Source organism: Geoalkalibacter ferrihydriticus DSM 17813 (assembly GCF_000820505.1).
In the GTDB taxonomy this organism is placed as follows: Bacteria; Desulfobacterota; Desulfuromonadia; order Desulfuromonadales; family Geoalkalibacteraceae; genus Geoalkalibacter; species Geoalkalibacter ferrihydriticus.
This window is the reverse complement of record NZ_JWJD01000007.1, coordinates 58,212-75,371: the sequence shown is the minus strand read 5'-3', so window position 1 is coordinate 75,371 and position 17,160 is coordinate 58,212. Positions and strand designations below refer to the sequence as shown.

General features: G+C 53.3%; 15 protein-coding genes. 3 read left to right on the top strand and 12 right to left on the bottom strand.

The genetic code is table 11. The annotated features are described in order from the left end of the window. Positions 1-379: 379 nt before the first annotated feature. Together GFER_RS14355 and thrC are read left to right on the top strand one after the other, a co-directional pair. On the top strand, positions 380-2,647 hold the full coding sequence (locus GFER_RS14355) for an NADP-dependent malic enzyme (RefSeq protein WP_040100549.1): 2,268 nt from the start codon (positions 380-382) through the stop codon (positions 2,645-2,647). 137 nt (positions 2,648-2,784) lie between these two features. After that, positions 2,785-4,173 carry a threonine synthase gene (thrC, locus tag GFER_RS14350; RefSeq protein ID WP_040100548.1) on the top strand — a complete coding sequence of 463 codons (1,389 nt, stop codon included), beginning with the start codon at positions 2,785-2,787 and terminating at the stop codon, positions 4,171-4,173. Positions 4,174-4,388: 215 nt separating this feature from the next. Here the strand turns inward: thrC and GFER_RS14345 are convergent, their stop codons facing one another. The 7 genes from GFER_RS14345 to gmd are packed head-to-tail and all read right to left on the bottom strand — an operon-like array spanning position 4,389 to position 11,074. After that, entirely contained in the window at positions 4,389-5,414 is a 1,026-nt protein-coding gene (locus tag GFER_RS14345) for an NAD-dependent epimerase (RefSeq protein ID WP_040100547.1), read from the bottom strand. Continuing rightward, positions 5,411-5,995, bottom strand: coding sequence for a D-glycero-beta-D-manno-heptose 1,7-bisphosphate 7-phosphatase (gene gmhB, locus GFER_RS14340; RefSeq protein ID WP_040100546.1), 585 nt, complete (start codon positions 5,993-5,995; stop codon positions 5,411-5,413). Before gmhB ends, GFER_RS14345 begins: the two co-directional genes overlap by 4 nt. Beyond that, on the bottom strand, positions 5,988-7,460 hold the full coding sequence (gene rfaE1, locus GFER_RS14335) for a D-glycero-beta-D-manno-heptose-7-phosphate kinase (protein WP_040100545.1): 1,473 nt from the start codon (positions 7,458-7,460) through the stop codon (positions 5,988-5,990). Before rfaE1 ends, gmhB begins: the two co-directional genes overlap by 8 nt. A gap of 7 nt (positions 7,461-7,467) precedes the next feature. Continuing rightward, a complete protein-coding gene (locus tag GFER_RS14330) occupies positions 7,468-8,421 on the bottom strand; it encodes a GSU2086 family protein (protein ID WP_040100544.1) in 954 nt (317 codons plus the stop codon). Continuing rightward, on the bottom strand, positions 8,418-8,999 hold the full coding sequence (gene gmhA / locus GFER_RS14325) for a D-sedoheptulose 7-phosphate isomerase (protein WP_040100543.1): 582 nt from the start codon (positions 8,997-8,999) through the stop codon (positions 8,418-8,420). Before gmhA ends, GFER_RS14330 begins: the two co-directional genes overlap by 4 nt. 13 nt (positions 9,000-9,012) lie before the next feature. After that, a complete protein-coding gene (gene fcl / locus GFER_RS14320; RefSeq protein WP_040100542.1) occupies positions 9,013-9,960 on the bottom strand; it encodes a GDP-L-fucose synthase in 948 nt (315 codons plus the stop codon). After that, the gene (gmd, locus tag GFER_RS14315) at positions 9,953-11,074 is read right to left on the bottom strand and encodes a GDP-mannose 4,6-dehydratase (RefSeq protein ID WP_040100541.1); all 1,122 of its coding nucleotides are present in this window, start codon (positions 11,072-11,074) and stop codon (positions 9,953-9,955) included. The genes fcl and gmd overlap by 8 nt, the downstream gene beginning before the upstream one ends. 142 nt (positions 11,075-11,216) lie before the next feature. On the opposite strand from gmd, the gene GFER_RS14310 reads away from it, so the two are divergent. Then, on the top strand, positions 11,217-12,299 hold the full coding sequence (locus tag GFER_RS14310; RefSeq protein WP_052446447.1) for a glycosyltransferase family 9 protein: 1,083 nt from the start codon (positions 11,217-11,219) through the stop codon (positions 12,297-12,299). Positions 12,300-12,381: 82 nt separating this feature from the next. Here GFER_RS14310 and GFER_RS14305 read toward each other — a convergent pair whose 3' ends face one another. The 5 genes from GFER_RS14305 to GFER_RS14285 are packed head-to-tail and all read right to left on the bottom strand — an operon-like array spanning position 12,382 to position 17,131. Beyond that, positions 12,382-13,401 carry a glycosyltransferase family 10 domain-containing protein gene (locus tag GFER_RS14305; RefSeq protein ID WP_040100540.1) on the bottom strand — a complete coding sequence of 340 codons (1,020 nt, stop codon included), beginning with the start codon at positions 13,399-13,401 and terminating at the stop codon, positions 12,382-12,384. A gap of 20 nt (positions 13,402-13,421) precedes the next feature. After that, positions 13,422-14,057: a class I SAM-dependent methyltransferase gene (locus tag GFER_RS14300; RefSeq protein WP_052446446.1), complete on the bottom strand. Its 636-nt coding sequence runs from the start codon at positions 14,055-14,057 to the stop codon at positions 13,422-13,424. An 18-nt stretch (positions 14,058-14,075) separates the two neighbouring features. Next, positions 14,076-15,020, bottom strand: a complete 945-nt coding sequence (locus GFER_RS14295; protein ID WP_082048101.1) for a glycosyltransferase family protein — start codon at positions 15,018-15,020, stop codon at positions 14,076-14,078. A gap of 12 nt (positions 15,021-15,032) precedes the next feature. After that, positions 15,033-16,040 carry a glycosyltransferase family protein gene (locus GFER_RS14290; protein WP_040100537.1) on the bottom strand — a complete coding sequence of 336 codons (1,008 nt, stop codon included), beginning with the start codon at positions 16,038-16,040 and terminating at the stop codon, positions 15,033-15,035. Beyond that, complete coding sequence (locus GFER_RS14285) at positions 16,037-17,131, bottom strand: glycosyltransferase family 4 protein (RefSeq protein WP_040100535.1); 1,095 nt, start codon at positions 17,129-17,131, stop codon at positions 16,037-16,039. The genes GFER_RS14290 and GFER_RS14285 overlap by 4 nt, the downstream gene beginning before the upstream one ends. Between the last annotated feature and the right edge of the window lie 29 nt (positions 17,132-17,160).

Here is a 17,160-nt window from a genome sequence, read left to right as displayed (position 1 = left end):
GCCGCCCCCCGAAACAGCAGGACAGTTCCCCTTAAATTAATGGAAAAGCCGCCTTGACCTTGAGAAAACTAACGATATTTTTAGACTTTGTATACGCAGCCGACCTCTTGGCACCGCCGTTGCTAGACCAGTGCGGGGTCGATGGATGATAAACATCGTTTGTCTCGCCTCAAGCAGGCACGGCGATTCTTCTTGACAAGTACACCAAGCGATGGCTATGGTTTTTAATCAAAATAAATTTCTTCCCGCAAAACAAGGGGATATCAAATATTTTTTTAGCGAAAATGAACTTTCGGTTCTGTTGAATAAAATAAACTCCCTGTTCAACATGCCATGTCATTTGTTCTTCAACCTCAACATGTGAAAGGATTGGTGCACCATGTCCAAACGTCAAGATGCTCTGGATTATCACAGCACTGGCCGCAAAGGAAAAATTGAGGTCATTACAACCAAACCCTGCGCCACCAGCCGTGACCTTTCTCTGGCCTACAGTCCCGGCGTCGCCGAACCCTGCCTGGAAATCCAAAAAAATCCGGCAGATGCCTACGAATACACCGCCAAGGGGAACCTGGTTGCGGTGGTGTCCAACGGCACCGCCGTCCTGGGCTTGGGCGATATCGGCGCCCTGGCCGGCAAGCCGGTTATGGAAGGCAAGGGAGTTCTATTCAAAAGCTTTGCCGATATCGATGTGTTCGACATCGAAATCGACACCAAGGATTCCGACGAACTGATCCGCACCGTCAAATTGCTTGAACCGACTTTCGGCGGCATCAATCTGGAAGACATCAAAGGGCCGGAGTGTTTTTACATCGAGGAAAAGCTCGCCGAAATCATGAATATCCCCGTGTTTCACGACGATCAGCACGGGACCGCCATCATCGCATCCGCCGGCATGCTCAATGCTCTGGAGATCGTCGGCAAGGATATCAAGGATGTGAAGATGGTCGTTAACGGCGCGGGAGCGTCCGGCATTGCCTCGGCCAATCTGGCCATCACCATGGGCATCGATAAAAATAATGTCATCCTATGCGACACCAAAGGTGTCATCTACAAGGGCCGCAAGGAAGGGATGAACGAATACAAGGAGCGCCTGGCTGCGGAAACCGATGCGCGCACCCTCGCCGACGCGGTCGCTGGTGCCGACATCTTCTTCGGCCTCTCATCCAAGGGAGCCCTGACGGCCGATATGCTCAAATCCATGGCCAAGGATCCCATCGTGTTCGCCATGGCCAATCCCGATCCGGAAATTACCCCTCCGGATGCCCATGCCGTGCGCGACGATGTCATTATCGGCACAGGGCGTTCCGACTATCCCAATCAGGTCAACAACGTGTTGTGCTTTCCGTTTTTGTTCCGCGGCGCCCTTGATACCCACGCCAGCGCCATCAACGCGGAAATGAAGCTTGCTGCGGTCAAGGCGCTGGCGGATCTAACCAAGCTTGATGTGCCGGATTCCGTCCGCAGGGCCTACGCCGGCGAAGACATCCAGTTCGGCCGCAACTACATTATTCCCAAGCCTTTTGATCCGCGTGTTCTGCTGCATGTCGCGCCGGCCGTCGCCCAGGCGGCTATGGACACAGGGGTTGCCCGCCGCCCCATCAAGGATATGAATGCGTACCGCGACTCCCTTGAGGCGCTGCAAGGCCGTTCCAAGCAAATCATGCGGACGATGATCAACAAGGCCAAAGCCAGCCCGAAACGAATCGTCTTTCCTGAAGGAGAGGAAGACAAGATCCTGCGTGCGGCACAGATTCTCCTCGACGAAAATATCGCCACTCCCGTGCTGCTCGGAAACCGCGAGGAAATCAATGCGCGCATCCAGGCCCTGGGATTGGATTTGGGCGACATCGAAATCATTGATCCGACCACGGCGCCCGAATCTGAAAAATACACCGAGGAATATTTCAAACTGCGCCAGCGCAAAGGCATCACCCTGGCTGAAGCCAAACGCCTGATCCGCAAGAACCGCAACTATTACGGATCGATGATGGTGCACCTGGGCGATGCCGACACTTTGCTTTCGGGCATTACGCACCACTATCCCGACACCATTCGCCCGGCGCTGGAAATCATCGGTAAAAAAGATGAACTTTCCAAGGTGCATGGTCTCTACATGATGGTCTTCAAGAAAGATGTCGCCTTCCTGGCCGACGCCACGGTGACCATCGAGCCGACGGCAGAAGAGTTGGCCGAAACGGCCATCCTCACCGCGGCCAAAGCACGCTATTTCGATGTTGAGCCGCGCATCGCCATGCTCTCTTTCTCCAACTTCGGCAGCTCTCCGCATCCTCTGAGCAACAAAGTCAGTAAAGCCACGAAGCTGGTTAAGGAATGGGCGCCGGATCTCGTCGTCGATGGCGAAATGCAGGCCAACGTCGCCCTTGATCCGGAGTTGATGGAAAAGCAATACCCCTTTTCCAAACTCAAGGGTGATGCCAATGTCTTTATTTTCCCCGACCTGCAATCAGGCAACATCTGCTACAAGATGCTGCACAAACTCGGCGGTGCCGAGACCATCGGTCCCATCCTCATGGGCATGAAAAAACCGGTGCATGTTCTGCAGCGCGGCGACAGCGTCGCCGACATCGTCAACATGGCCGCCGTGGCTGTCGTGGATGTTCAGGAGTCCCAAGCGCAAAAAGCCTGAAATCCCAAGAGGCTTTAAATACGACCAAAAAGGGGAGAGCATTCGCTCTCCCCTTTTTTTCGTGTTCTTGAATTCTTTTCAGATTCCAGTGTCTTCTGCTATAGTGACCGCGAAATTTTACTTAAGGAGAATTTTGCATGCGCTACCAAAGCACCCGCGGCGGAGTCAGCGGCATTTCTTTCAAAGACGCCGTTCTCATGGGTTTAGCCGACGACGGCGGCCTGCTGCTGCCTGAGACCATTCCCAGCCTCAGCGAAGGCGACATCGACGCCCTGAGCCGGCTCGCTTATCCCGAACTGGCCTTTCAGATCATCTCTCTGTATGCCGGCGATCTGCCCTCCGCCGCGCTCAAAACACTCATTGAACGCTCCTATGGAACCTTCACCCATCCTGACATCACGCCAGTGGTGCATGAGGATGGGGTCTATATCCTGGAACTGTTCCACGGGCCGACCCTCGCCTTCAAGGATGTCGCGCTCCAGTTTCTCGGCAACCTGTTCGAATACCTGCTCATCGAACGCAATCAGAAAATGAACATTCTCGGTGCCACCTCGGGCGATACGGGCAGCGCCGCCATTGCCGGGATACGCGGCAAAAAGAATATCAACATCTTCATTCTGCATCCGCAGGGCAAGACCTCGCCGATCCAGGAACTGCAAATGACCACCGTTACCGATCCCAACGTGTTCAATCTGGCCGTCGAAGGCACCTTCGACGATGCCCAGGCCATCGTCAAGGAAATCTTCGGCGACGTAGCCTTTAAAAACCAGTACGCCCTGGGTGCCGTCAACTCCATCAACTGGGCGCGGGTGCTGGCGCAGGTGGTCTATTACTTCTATGCCTTTGGCCGCGTGCAACGCCTCACCGGCTGCCGCGAGGTAGATTTTTCCGTGCCCACCGGCAATTTCGGCGACATTTTCGCAGGCTACATCGCCCGCCGCATGGGGCTGCCCATCCGTCGGCTGATTCTCGCCACCAACGAAAACAATATTCTCGCGCGCTTCGTCCGCCACGGCGACTATTCTCTGGGCACGGTGGTTTCGACGCCCTCGCCGTCCATGGACATTCAGATCGCCAGCAACTTTGAGCGCTATCTGTTCTATCTGCTCGACGAGGACGGCGCCGCCGTCACCCAGGCCATGGCGGATTTTCGCACCCACGGCCGCCTGCATTTCAGCGACACGCAGCAGGCCAAGGTAAGGGAAGACTTCCTGGCTCTTTCCGTCGACGGCGAGCAAACCCTGGCAACCATTCGCGCCTTCCACGAACTGACCAGCTACGTGCTTGACCCGCACACCGCCGTGGGCGTACGCGCCGGACGGGATCTTGCCGGAGGCGAGTGCCCGGTGGTGTGCCTGGCCACCGCTCATCCAGCGAAATTCGGCGACGCGGTGCGCCGGGCCATCGGCCGTGATCCACAGCGGCCGCCCTCGTTGGAAGGCATTGAAGACAAGCCCAAACGTTGTGAAAATATCCCCGCCGATACCCAGGCGGTGCGTGACTATCTGATCCAAAACGCCTGCTGAAGGGAAAACCGTTCAGCCTAATACCCAATCGCGCCGCAAGCCGTGGCGGCTGAGTGCCGCGGTGAATGTTTGAGCCGCAGGCGCTGCCGCCAAGGCTTGACGTGCATACTGACAAGTTACGCTGAATACAACAAGGGCCGGTGCGCAGAATGTGCACCGGCCCTTCTCAACGACATCCTGGTAAAAACAGGATCATCCCCCCTTGGCGTTTTTCCCTAAGCAATCCTGTAATAATCACGATACCAACCAACGAACCTTCGGATACCCTCTGCCAGCGGTGTGGCAGGTTTAAAACCAGTGTCGCGCATCAGATCGTCGACGTCGGCATAGGTAGCGGGAACATCTCCCGGCTGAATCGGCAGCAAATTCTTCTCTGCTTCCCTGCCGAGCTCCTTCTCGAGGGTGGCAATCATATCCAGCAATGCGACGGGGTTGTTGTTGCCGATGTTGTACAGCCTGTAGGGAGCTGCGCTGGTGCCGGGGTCTGGTGCATCGCCGTGCCAGGCGGGATTTGGGGCAGCAGTGCGGAAAGTCACGCGGGTCACGCCCTCAACGATGTCATCGATAAAGGTAAAATCGCGCTGCATGCGGCCGTGGTTGAACACGTCGATGGAGCGCCCTTCAAGAATCGCCTTGGTAAACAGAAACAGGGCCATATCCGGCCGCCCCCAGGGCCCATAGACCGTGAAAAAACGCAGTCCCGTAGTCGGCAAACCGTAGAGGTGGCTGTAGGTGTGCGCCATCAGTTCGTTGGCCTTCTTGCTCGCGGCATAGAGCGACACCGGATGATCGACGTTGTCGTGGATCGAAAAAGGCATGCGCGTATTGGCCCCATAGACGGAGCTGGACGATGCATACGCCAGATGCTCCACCTGCTGATGCCGGCAGCCTTCGAGGATATTGATGAAACCGACCAGGTTGCTGTCGATGTAGGCATGCGGGTTGGTCAGGGAATAGCGCACCCCGGCCTGGGCCGCAAGATTGACCACGCGCTTGAAACGCTCGCGAGCGAACAACTCCGCCATGCCCTCGCGATCCGCCAGATCGAGGCGCACGAAGCGAAAGCCGCGACGCCCTTCAAGGCGCTCCAGGCGCGCCTGCTTGAGGGACACATCATAATAGTCGTTAAGGTTGTCCAGACCGACGACCTCGTGCCCCTCCTGCAGCAATCTTTCGCACAAATGGTAGCCGATGAAACCGGCGGCGCCGGTAACCAGAATTTTTTCCGCGGATGCGTTCATAAGTTCATTCCCTCTAAATGCAGAATATAATCCACCGCCTGAGCCAGATCAGCAACGACGACGGCATCTTCCGGTCCAATCTTTGTTGCCTCTGTTTCCCCATAGCCGGTCAGCACCAAAAGGGAACGACAGCCGGCACGCCGACCAGCTTCCACATCCGCCACCTTGTCGCCGACCATAAATGAGCGACGCAAATCAATAGCGTGCTCCGCCGCCGCCCGCAAGAGCATGCCGGGGCGCCCCTTGCGGCAATCGCAGTCGCTCTTGTAAGAACCAACACCCTGTTCGGGATGATGAGGGCACAGATAGAAAGCGTCAACGGCCGCACCGAAGGGCGCAAGTTCCTTTTGCAGAAAATCGTGGAGCGCGCGAACCTCGTCGACGCTGAAATAACCCCGCGCCACCCCCGACTGATTGGTCACCACGATGACCAGAAATCCCGCCTGCTTAAGCCGTGCGATGGCCTCGGGCGCGCCGGGAATGAATTCGAAATCCTCAGGGCGAAAAAGATAATCCTTCTCGACATTGATCGTCCCGTCGCGATCGAGGAACACCGCTCGGCGGAGCGTCTGATCATTCATCCCGATAACGTTCGAGAATCGTCTCGATGACATTGGTGGTCGATTTTCCATCGACAAAGGAAATGATCTCAACCCGGCCGCCGTAGCTTTCCACCAACTCTTTGCCGACCACACCCTCGGGGGCATAATCGCCGCCCTTGACGAGAATCTGCGGACGCAGAGCGTCAATAAGTTCCAGCGGCGTATCCTCATCAAAAGTCACCACATAGTCGATGCACTTGAGCGCCGCCATCAGATGCGCACGCTCCTCCTCGCCGATGAGAGGCCGTTTGGGGCCCTTGAGGCGCCGGATGGAGGCGTCCGAATTGAGTCCCAGCACCAGCAAATCGCCAAGATTGCGGGCCTTCTGCAGATACTTGACATGTCCAACGTGCAGCAGATCGAAGCAGCCGTTGGTGAAGACTATGCGTTTGCCGCGTTCGCGCTCGCGTTCAAGCAGAACACTGAGAATCTCGCGGCCTTTAATTTTCAAATCGCTGTCGGAGTGCTGCCTTCCTGCGACTTCGAGAATTTCCTCGGGGGCGACGGTGGAAGTCCCGACCTTGCCGACGACGATGCCCGCCGCCAGATTGGCCACATGCGCGGCATTTTCCACCGAGAGTCCAGCGCCCAGGCCGATCCCCAACAAGGCGAGCACGGTATCACCGGCACCGGAGACATCGAACACTTCCCGTGCCTCGGTGGGCAGGTGCACTTCCTGGCCATCGGCAAGAAACAGACTCATGCCCTCTTCGCTGCGGGTCAAAACCAGGGCTTCAAGGCCGAGAGACTCGCGCAATTTTCTGCCGGCGCGGCAAAGACCGGCGTCATCGCTGATCAGAATTCCGGAAGCCGTTTGCGCCTCCTTGCGGTTGGGCGTGATGAGAGTCGCGCCACGGTATTTGTGGTAATCGTTGCCTTTGGGATCGACGACCACCGGGATGCCCGCGGCGCGTCCAATGGCAAAGATCTCCTGCAAAAGCCCTTGAGTCAAAACTCCCTTGAGATAGTCGGACACCAGGATCACCTGACACCCGGACACCGCGTCACGAACCTGGGCGGCCAACTGTTTTTCCACCTCGGCACTGATGGGACTTGTGCTTTCCCGATCGATTCTCAACATCTGCTGATTACTGGCAAGGATGCGGGTCTTGCGGCTGGTCGTGCGCCCCACGTCCAGCACGATGCCGCCAGTGCCGATGCCCCGCGCCTCCAGCATGCTGCGCAGGCCGCGCCCATCTTCATCCTCGCCAAGGGCGCCGGCCACCTCAATTTGACAGCCAAGGGCGACCAGGTTGTTCACCACATTGCCCGCTCCGCCCAGCCGCAGATCCTGGCGCACCACCTCGACCACCTGCACGGGGGCCTCGGGGGAAATCCGATCGGTGCGGCCCCATACGTACTCATCAAGCATCAGATCGCCGATGACCAGGGCTTTGAGACCTTTAAGGCGCGCAAGAAAGCTTTCTATTTCCATCCGATCCATAAACCCATCAACCTCTGATTTTATCGAGAATCGCCGCCGCTAAAAGCGGAATGTTGATTTCGTGGTGCCCGGTGATGGTATAACCGCGGCCCTGACCCGAGGTCGGGCGCTTCACAACATTGGTCAGTGGCCGGTAATGCTGAATCATGTCAAAATTTGCGGTTGTGAACCCGTCGACATGATGCCCGAGGTTCTGGGCGATGGACAATGCCTTGAGAAACACTTCGGGGAGCAGCACAGCGGATCCGACATTGAGCCAAACACCACCACTGAGATCCGTAACGATAGAGGTCAGCAGCCGAAAGTCGCGGAAAGTCATTTCGCCGGTGATGGCGCCATCGGCCTGCGGATGCTGATGGATGATGTCGGTTCCGAGCGCAACGTGGACCGTCACGGGAATATCCTTTTCGGCACAGACGGCAAGCAGACTGGAATCGCGGAAAGGATGCTGATTGTCTATTATGCAACGACCGATGGCTTCGCCATAGCCCATATCGCATTCAAACCCTTGCTTCAGCGCACGGTTCATACCGCCGCCGGTCTCTTCGGAGAAACCGAAATCGCCCGAATGCAGGACCGCGCCCACATCTTCGGAGGTGGCGCCGACCAACGAAACTTCAAAGTCATGAATGGCTGCGGAGCCATTCATGACTACAGCCGTCACCATATCCGCATCGATCAGGCTCTTCAGAACCGGCTGAAGGCCACACTTGATAACATGACCGCCTATGGCAAGCACAACGGGGCGATCCTTGGCGCGCGCCTGCACGACTGCATCGACAACACCACGCAGACTGTCGGCACCCAACAGACGGGGCATGCTGTCGAAGAATTCGCCGAAAGACATGCCGGCACGCGGCGCCGCGGAAAAATGCTCGCGCACATTCACCTTATTGTTGCGCGTTTTGATGGAATAGGTTTTGACCCCTGAGAGGTCAATGGGACGGTATTTTTTGCTCATCCTTCGCCCTCTTGGCATATCTGCCGCTCCACCAGGTCGCACAGCAGATGAATGATGGTGATATGAGCTTCCTGGATATGCGGAGTAGCTTGCACCGGCACGGTAAGATTCAGGTCGACCAGGGGCGCAATACAGCCGCCATCGCGGCCGAGTAATCCCAAAGTTGCGCAGCCTTTGACCCGCGCCTCGCGCAGAGCCGATGCCACATTCTCTGAATTGCCACTGGTGGAAAGACCGATCACCACATCGCCCGGCCGCGCCAAAGCTTCAACCTGGCGCTTGAAGACCTGATCAAAACCGAAATCATTGGCGACCGCAGTCAGCAGCGAAGTATCCGTAGTCAAGGCAATGGCCGGCAGCGCACGCCTTTCACGCAGAAAACGCCCCACCAGTTCGGCGGCAAAATGCTGAGCATCGGCCGCGGAGCCGCCATTGCCCATAATCAGCACCTTGTTGCCGGCGCGCAATGCAGATGCAATAAGCTCAACGCACTGGACGATTGCCGGCGTCAGCGCGACCCGGGTCTTCTCCAAGGCATCAGCGTGCCTCGTAAAATGCGCCTTGATGAGCTCTTCCATTTTCTCTGCCTCCTCACTGCCGATGCTGCAAAAACCACCTATAGGTATCGTCAAGACCTTGACGCAAATCGACTTTGGCCCTCCAACCCAGCGTACGCAAGCGTTCGACATCCAGCAGTTTGCGTGGCGCACCGTCAGGCTTGTCCGTATTGAAAATCAACGCGCCGTTGAAATCAACAACTTCGCAGATGGTTCGGGCCAACTCGGCGATGGTCACATCGCTGCCCGTGCCGACGTTAAAGAACGGGGCGGCTTCAGCATCCAGCCGCTCCTGCGATGCCTGCATGACGAAAAGACAAGCATCGGCCATATCATCGACATGCAGAAACTCACGCCGGGGCTGACCCGTTCCCCATATCTCCACGGACGGTGCAGCGTTGATTTTTGCCTCGTGAATCTTGCGCAGCAATGCAGGGATGACATGGGAACTGGTCAGATCGAAATTATCATTGGGACCATAAAGATTGGTCGGCATAACCGAAAGAAAGTGGGTGCCGTATTGTCGATTATAGGACTGGCACATCTTAATTCCAGCGATTTTGGCGACGGCATAGGGCTCATTGGTTGGCTCCAACTCACCGGTGAGCAGATGCTCTTCGCGCATGGGCTGGGGCGCGAACTTGGGATAAATGCAGGAAGAACCGAGGAACAGCAGGCGCTTGACACCAGACTGCCAAGCGGCATGTATGACGTTGGTCTGGATCGCCAGGTTTTCATAAATGAATTCCGCCGGCCAGGTATTGTTGGCGACGATCCCGCCCACTTTGGCCGCTGCGAGAAACACATACGCGGGCTTTTCCTGTGCGAAAAAGTCGCGTACCGCCGCCTGCTCGCAAAGATCCAGTTCCGTACGCGAGCGCAACAGAAGATTGTCGTAACCCGTGGACTGCAAGCGACGGACGATCGCAGAGCCGACCAACCCTTTGTGTCCGGCGACAAAAATTTTTGCATGCTTATTCATGAAAGTTGAAGGTCTGAAACCCCTCCCTGCGGCACAGCTCGTCACGCTGCGCATCTTCCAGATCGCTGCGCACCATCTCGCTCACCAGTTCCTGCAAACTGGTTGTGGCCGTCCAGCCCAGTTTTTCCCTGGCCTTGCTCGGATCGCCCAGCAGGGTTTCGACTTCCGTCGGCCGGAAATAGCGCGGATCGACACGAACAATCACAGCTCCCGGCGAGGTCTGGACTTTTGTCGCATTCTGTACGGATTCGACGATACCAATTTCGTTGACGCCCTCTCCTTCCCAGCGCAGCTTGATACCGAGTTCGGCAGCAGCCGCATCAACGAAATCTCGCACCGATACCTGGACGCCTGTCGCGATCACAAAATCCTCCGGCTGCTCCTGTTGCAGCATCAGCCATTGTGCCTCGACGTAGTCGCGGGCATGACCCCAGTCGCGCAGAGCGTTCATGTTTCCGAGGTAGAGGCAATCCTGTAATCCCAGAGCGATGCGCGCCATGGCGCGGGTGATCTTGCGTGTGACAAAGGTTTCACCGCGAACGGGAGACTCGTGGTTGAACAGAATCCCGTTGCAGGCGAACATGCCGTAGGCTTCCCGGTAATTGACCGTAATCCAGTAAGCATAGAGTTTGGCCACAGCATAGGGCGAGCGCGGATAAAAAGGCGTGGTTTCTTTCTGCGGCACTTCCTGAACCAGCCCATAGAGTTCGCTGGTCGAAGCTTGATAGAAGCGGGTTTTCTTCTCAAGGCCAAGGATGCGGATCGCCTCGAGAACGCGCAAGGTGCCGACACCATCGGCATTGGCGGTATATTCCGGGGTCTCAAAGGACACCGCCACATGGGACTGAGCCGCCAGATTGTAGATTTCGTCCGGTTGCACCTGCTGGATGATGCGGATGAGATTGGTCGAGTCGGTCAAGTCACCGTAGTGGAGGATGAAGTTGCGGTTCTCCACATGGGGGTCCTGGTAGATATGATCGATGCGATCGGTGTTGAACAGCGAGGCGCGACGCTTGAGGCCATGCACAATGTAGCCTTTTTTAAGCAGAAACTCGGCGAGATAGGCGCCGTCCTGGCCGGTAATACCGGTAATAAGTGCAGTTTTTTGTGACATGATTGCTCCTGATAAATTTCTTTGCCTGGAAAATTTGACCGAGGATTCCTATTATTCTATGATACCGTTCAATTTTTCAAATGAATCAGCACGTTGTAACCAAACGGCTATTTCTAGCCGATTACCGCAGGAAAAGCAACCCATGCATAATGTCCACCTTCACGGCCGCGCAGACATCCGGCGCATTCTGCTCATCAAGTGGAGCGCGCTGGGTGATGTCATTATCTCCACGGCAATTCTCGAAGATCTGCACCAGGCCTTTCCCGACGCCATTATCGACTTAAACATCCTGCCGCCCTGGGATCGCCTTTTTCGCCAGGACACGCGGGTAAACAATCTTCTCGATATCGATCTGCGCGGCAAGGACAAGGGCTGGAAGGGCATCTGGAAGTGGCTGCAGACCGTGCGCAAGGCCAAATATGATCTGGTTATCGACCTGCAGACCAACGATCGCAGTCGCTTTCTGATCAGCGCTTTGCGTCTGCTGAGCCCCGTGCGCCCCATTCTCATGGGCAACCGGCGCTGCTTTCCCTACCATCTGAGCCCACCTTGGACCAGCAAGCCCATCGAGGTCGCCGCTCTCGATCAGTTCCGCCAGACCCTTGCCGCGGGAGGCATTCAAACCAGCACCCCCCGCCCGGTCCTACAAATCCCTGAAGACAACCGCAAGCGTGCCGCGCAACTGCTCAAAGATCGGGGGCTGATTCACAACCGCTTCGCCGCCTTTATCCCCGGTTGCCAGGCCGCGGGGCATCTCAAGCGCTGGGGCACGGACAACTATGTGGCCCTCGCCCGCCAGTTGCATGAAGCGGGCTTGGAGAAGATTTTGCTGGTGGGGGGCAAAGACGAAATAAAGGACTGCGAGGATATCGCCGCCGCCTGCGGTGAGTGGGTGGTGAATCTGTGCGCAAAAACAGAAATCTTCGACTTGGTGCCGATATTTGAGCAGGCCCGATTCATCGTTGGTAACGACACCGGCCCCACCCACCTTGCCTCCTGCACCGAGCGCCCCATCGTCGTTATCTGCGGCCCCACCGACCCACGCCGGGTCAAACCGGCGGGCGACAACGTGCGCGCCATTCAGGCGGACCTACCCTGCATCAACTGCTATCAGAAGGAATGCGATCACCACTCATGCATGAAGGCCATTTCGCCAGAGATGGTGTTTGAGATGGTTAAATCCGAGCTGGAAAACAATCGAGGGGACAGCCGAAAGCATCAGTAAAGATGACAGGGATAGACAGAATGGACAGGATAAAAAACTCAAAATGAGGTTGTCTTATCCTGCCCATTCTGTCCATCCCTGTTCAACCGCCTTGGGTATCTTTCAAGGCATGCAGAATCCGCAATCGGCATTTCTCGTAAAAATGCTGGACCGAAACCAGCGGATGACGCTTGCGCAGCTCGCGCCGCGAAAGAATGACCCCGCCCGAAGATGTGGATGTCATATCCGTCTCGCGCTCTTCAATCAACCGGGAAAGAACCGCAAAAATATTATATTCCTCAAGCACCCGGCGCCGGGCTTCCAGAATATGCGGAAGCCTTTTTTCGTATTCCCCATCGCGCATGGCCTTGCGAATGATCTCACTCGCCCCGTCCACATCGTTGATGTCGATGGGGATGAAGCTCTCTTCGGGAAAGTAATCGCTCGCATTGGGGCAGCCGCAATAAAATGGCAGCGTCACGCCAAGAAACGGGTCAGAGAGCTTTTCCGTCCAGTGATGCAAGCCGATAAAGTTTTCAATGGCGACATGGTAGCGGTAGGGATCGAGGCTTTCGGCCTTATCCGCCATGGGACGTACGCCGTGACCGAAGATGTCGAGCTCGGGGATGCGTTTTTTAAGCTCCTGGGTGAATTGGTAGCGTTTTTGATGCAGGGTGTGGGTCTGCTGTTTGGTGGAGCAGACCGTGGCGATGAGCCGCGTTTTTTCCGAGGGCGGATGAGCGACCATTTCGTCATAAGTAATCAGGCGCTCGGAACCCATGCCGTAAAACCATTGCAGGGCCGGTTGGGCATAAATACGGCTGCGATGCGGCAAGGCCCATTCCGGTTGACTGGTCAGCACATGGCCGAATTGATGGGTGAAAGCGTTGCCGTAGGCTTTGATGGTTGAGGGTTCGGTAGTGATCAGGAGGGTATTTTCCTGGGGACAGGGAAGCATGACATCACTGATGCCGGCGGGTAAGTCATTATAAACAACCAGCCAGTCATAGTTTTGCACAGCGGGATCAAGGACGAACTCGCAATTGCCCCAAACAGGTTTATTTCCAGGGAATTGGCGCAGCCAACGTTGGTCTCCGTAGGTGCCGATAAATTTAATTTGCATTTTCTAAAATACCAAAAAAATTATTTCACCTTTGCAGCTATTAGAAACTGCTCTGGCCATATAGTCATTACCCAATTCTTAGCGAAAAGACTAACAACTCTAAACAAAATATTTTTATTTGTTTTATATTTTAATACAGAGACCTGCAACCCGCTCTCTTCAATCATTCGCAAAGCCTCTTTTCGTGTAAAAAAACGAATATGTGTAATATCTAAAATCCCTGCTTCTGTGTATCGCCATTCATCAGAAAACAAAAACTTTCGCAAAATTCTATAGTGTTTAATATTTGGGATGCTAATCAAAAACGTTCCATCTTTTTTTAAAAATTTTTTAAACTTATCTAGCGTATTCCATGGGTCATATAAATGTTCCAAAACATCCCCAAATAATATAAAATCGTATTTTTTTTCCTCAAGATCAATAGAATCTTTTTCAATATCCGCGTTTATGACATTAAAACCTTTATTCTTGGCTCTTATATAAGCGTTATAATCACACTCTATTCCAGTAACATCATTAATTCCACTTCCTAAAAGGTACGCCATGGTTGCACCATCACCGCAACCTACATCAAGGACAGCACCTTCGATTAAAGGAACAATGGCGACAAGATCTTTTCTTTCAAAAGAATAATATTTTTCATTTTTATTTATCAAAATAAAGAACTCCTATGCTTATCTCAATTTCATTAAAATTTTTTCCACTCTATTAGTAAATGTATGGCAAGAAGTAACTCGTTTTCTCCCATTTTCAGATATTTTTTTTCTAAACTCAGCATCAATCATACATTTTTGATAAAGCTCAGAGAACTCCTCCTTGGAACGAAAAACTAAAATTTCGTTCCCGACCTCGTAGTTTAAGTCAATATCTGCTACATAGTCATGCAGAAGAAGTGATCCGGCTGCACACGGATCAAAACTCCTTTGGTTCAATCCATTAATAACATTATTTTCATTTTTTAAATTCAAAACCATTCTTGATCGTGCGTATACATTTGAAACTTGACAAATATCGAGTTTACATTTTTTAACATTGTGCGTTATTCCTTGAATATCATTGTTGTTCCATCCTGGTCCAAAAACATCAACGCAGCATTTTAAGTCTTTCAAAAAACCGGCTCTCCCTGGGGTCCTTGATGCTACGAAAGAACAATTATATTTATTTTTATATAAAAAACCTTTATCAATAAAAATTTTTGGATCTGTTGCAAGTGGCAGATATTCAACATTATCTGCACTGTAAATGTCAAAATAACCAGTATCTGTATAATATAACAAGTCAATCAAACTTATTTTATCTATATTTTCTTTTTCTTTTTTAAATGAGTCCCCAACCCATCCAACAACTTTAAGTTTGTTTCTCTCTTTAAAATTGTCGATAATTTCAAAGTATTCTCTTTTCAAAAACATCGGCGCTATTAAAAAGACAATGTCAGGGGAAAATTCTTTTAATTTTTTTCCAAATTTTTGAATAGAAAAATCTCTTTTAAAATATTTGTCGATTTTTCTATATTTTTTCGTATCAAATATTTGCGTTGAAAAGTTTTTCTGCTTAAAAGCTCGAGACATTCCCTCCGTCAAGCCTGAGTAGTCAATTTTTGCCAGAAAAAGAGTTTTCATATATTTTACCGCTCACACAATTGCTTTAATCATATGTTGATACTGTTTGGCGTAAGGGCACTTTTCAATTACATTTTTTCGCAACAGATTTTTCAAATCACTCCTCTTTTTATCTGAGCCAAGGTACATTTGAACAATTTCAAAAAGATTCTCTGTGGATTCGTAATTGGGTGTCATCGCAAGGGGCGTTCTTGCCAGTTCTTCCTGCCAGTCGCAGATCTGAAAGCCTCCCGCAGCAGGGATTTCATAAAACTTCATATTGAAGCCATTGTCGGTCAGGTGATGGTGGATATTCAGGGAAATCTTGGAGCAGGCATAAACTTTTAGGCTTTCCTGCAGACTCAGTCGACCCTTTGATTTAATGCCCGAACCCTGCCAACCACGGCCCCAGACCTGCACGGGTTCACTAAGATGTTGATTGAGGTAATGGATAATTTCGGCACGCTCCGGATAATGGGTGCCGACAAAAGACACCTGGCAGGTGTATCTCCTTCTCTCCTCGGTGGTAATTTCCCCGACCTGATGAAAGGTCTTCGAATAACCGAAGGGAAAGTAGTGAACATTCTTAAACCCTTGATTGATAAGCTCTTGATAGGTTCCCTTATAGGAGACAAGAAGGGCGTCCAAGGCACCGGAGGAACTTGCCTCTTTCAGGCTGTCAAAACGTCTTTTAGCTGCATCGACGAGCACGTCACCCAGCCAGTAGGCGGTCTTAATCTGCGGGTTTTGCCCCTTGATCTTTTTTAGAAAAGCTGAGTCAATCTTTCCCTGAATACTGAAATACAGGTCGAACTGACTCTTTCCAAATTCAGCAAGCAAATCCTCCTGCTGGAATTTTTCCCAATCCAGAAATGCTTTTGTCGCCGGAAGAAACTTGTTCAGCTTGGAGAAAAATCGCGCCTTCGCTTTCTTCTTGTTATTATAGAAAATCTGCGTTTCCCAGCCTAAATTCTTAAACTCATCCGCGGATATTTCCGTCCACATACCCGCCCATCGCGGGCCGTCAATAAAAACTCTCATGTTTTACACAACTCCCTATAAACCCCCAGAGTCCTCTCCACCATCGTGGCCAAGGTATATTCCGGATTGAGGTGCTTCCTGATATCCTTGAACGCCCCCTGATGCACCAGGCGAATCTTCTCGGCCAAATCCTGCGGATCGCGGGTTTTGATGAGGTAGCCGTTGACGCCATTATCGACCAGATTGTCCAAACCCTCGTAAGTCGTGGCGATTACAGGCGTATCCAGGGCAAAGGCTTCGACAATGGTACGCCCGATATTGCCCATCTTCAGGGAGGCATTAACCAAGACATCGCTGAGAGCGTAAATTTCGGCAATTTTGGCCTGGCTACCGCTAAAAACAATCTGGTCGGCGACGCCGAGTTGTTTCGCCAGTTTCTGTAGATCACCGAGATAATTCTGCTTGCTCTCGTGAGCGCCGCCGACAATGAGTCCGACGACTTCAGGAATTTCCACGCGTACCTCGGAAATGGCCGCAATAAAGGTTTCATAGTCCTTCAACCAGGTGATGCGTCCGACGCTGGCGACAACGTATTTGCCTTCAAGTTGATACTTCTTGCGGAATTCGTCGATAAAGGCGCGATCCACCTTGGCCGGGTCGAACTGGTCCATGTCGACGCCGCGCTGAATGACCCGTATCTTTTCCGGATCGACCCGGTAGTGTTTGAGGATATGGTCACGCACCGGATCGCCCACGGTAATCACGCGGTCTCCGCGAGTCATGATCTCACTGTATTTGTTGGGGCGGTTGAGGCCGTGGACCGTGGTGACGAAGGGGTAACCCAGCCTGCGATTGGCCAGCCACACCAGCCAGGCCGGCACCCGACTGCGGGCATGCAGGATGTCGGGTTGAAGGCTCCGCAACAGGGCGCGCAACTTGAGGATGCGCCACGGGGCGGTCAGTGGATTCTTGCTGCATACATCAAAGGCGATGTGGGTGCCGCCGTCGCGCTCAATCTGCGCGACCAGCTTTCCGCCACTACTGATGACGACGCTCTCCAGGCCGCGCCTGATGAACTCGCGATTGAGTTCTACGGTGCCGCGCTCGACGCCGCCTTCATTGAGTTCCGGCAAAAACTGCACAACCTTCATGGGTAAGTTGTTCCTTGTTCTAATCCCGA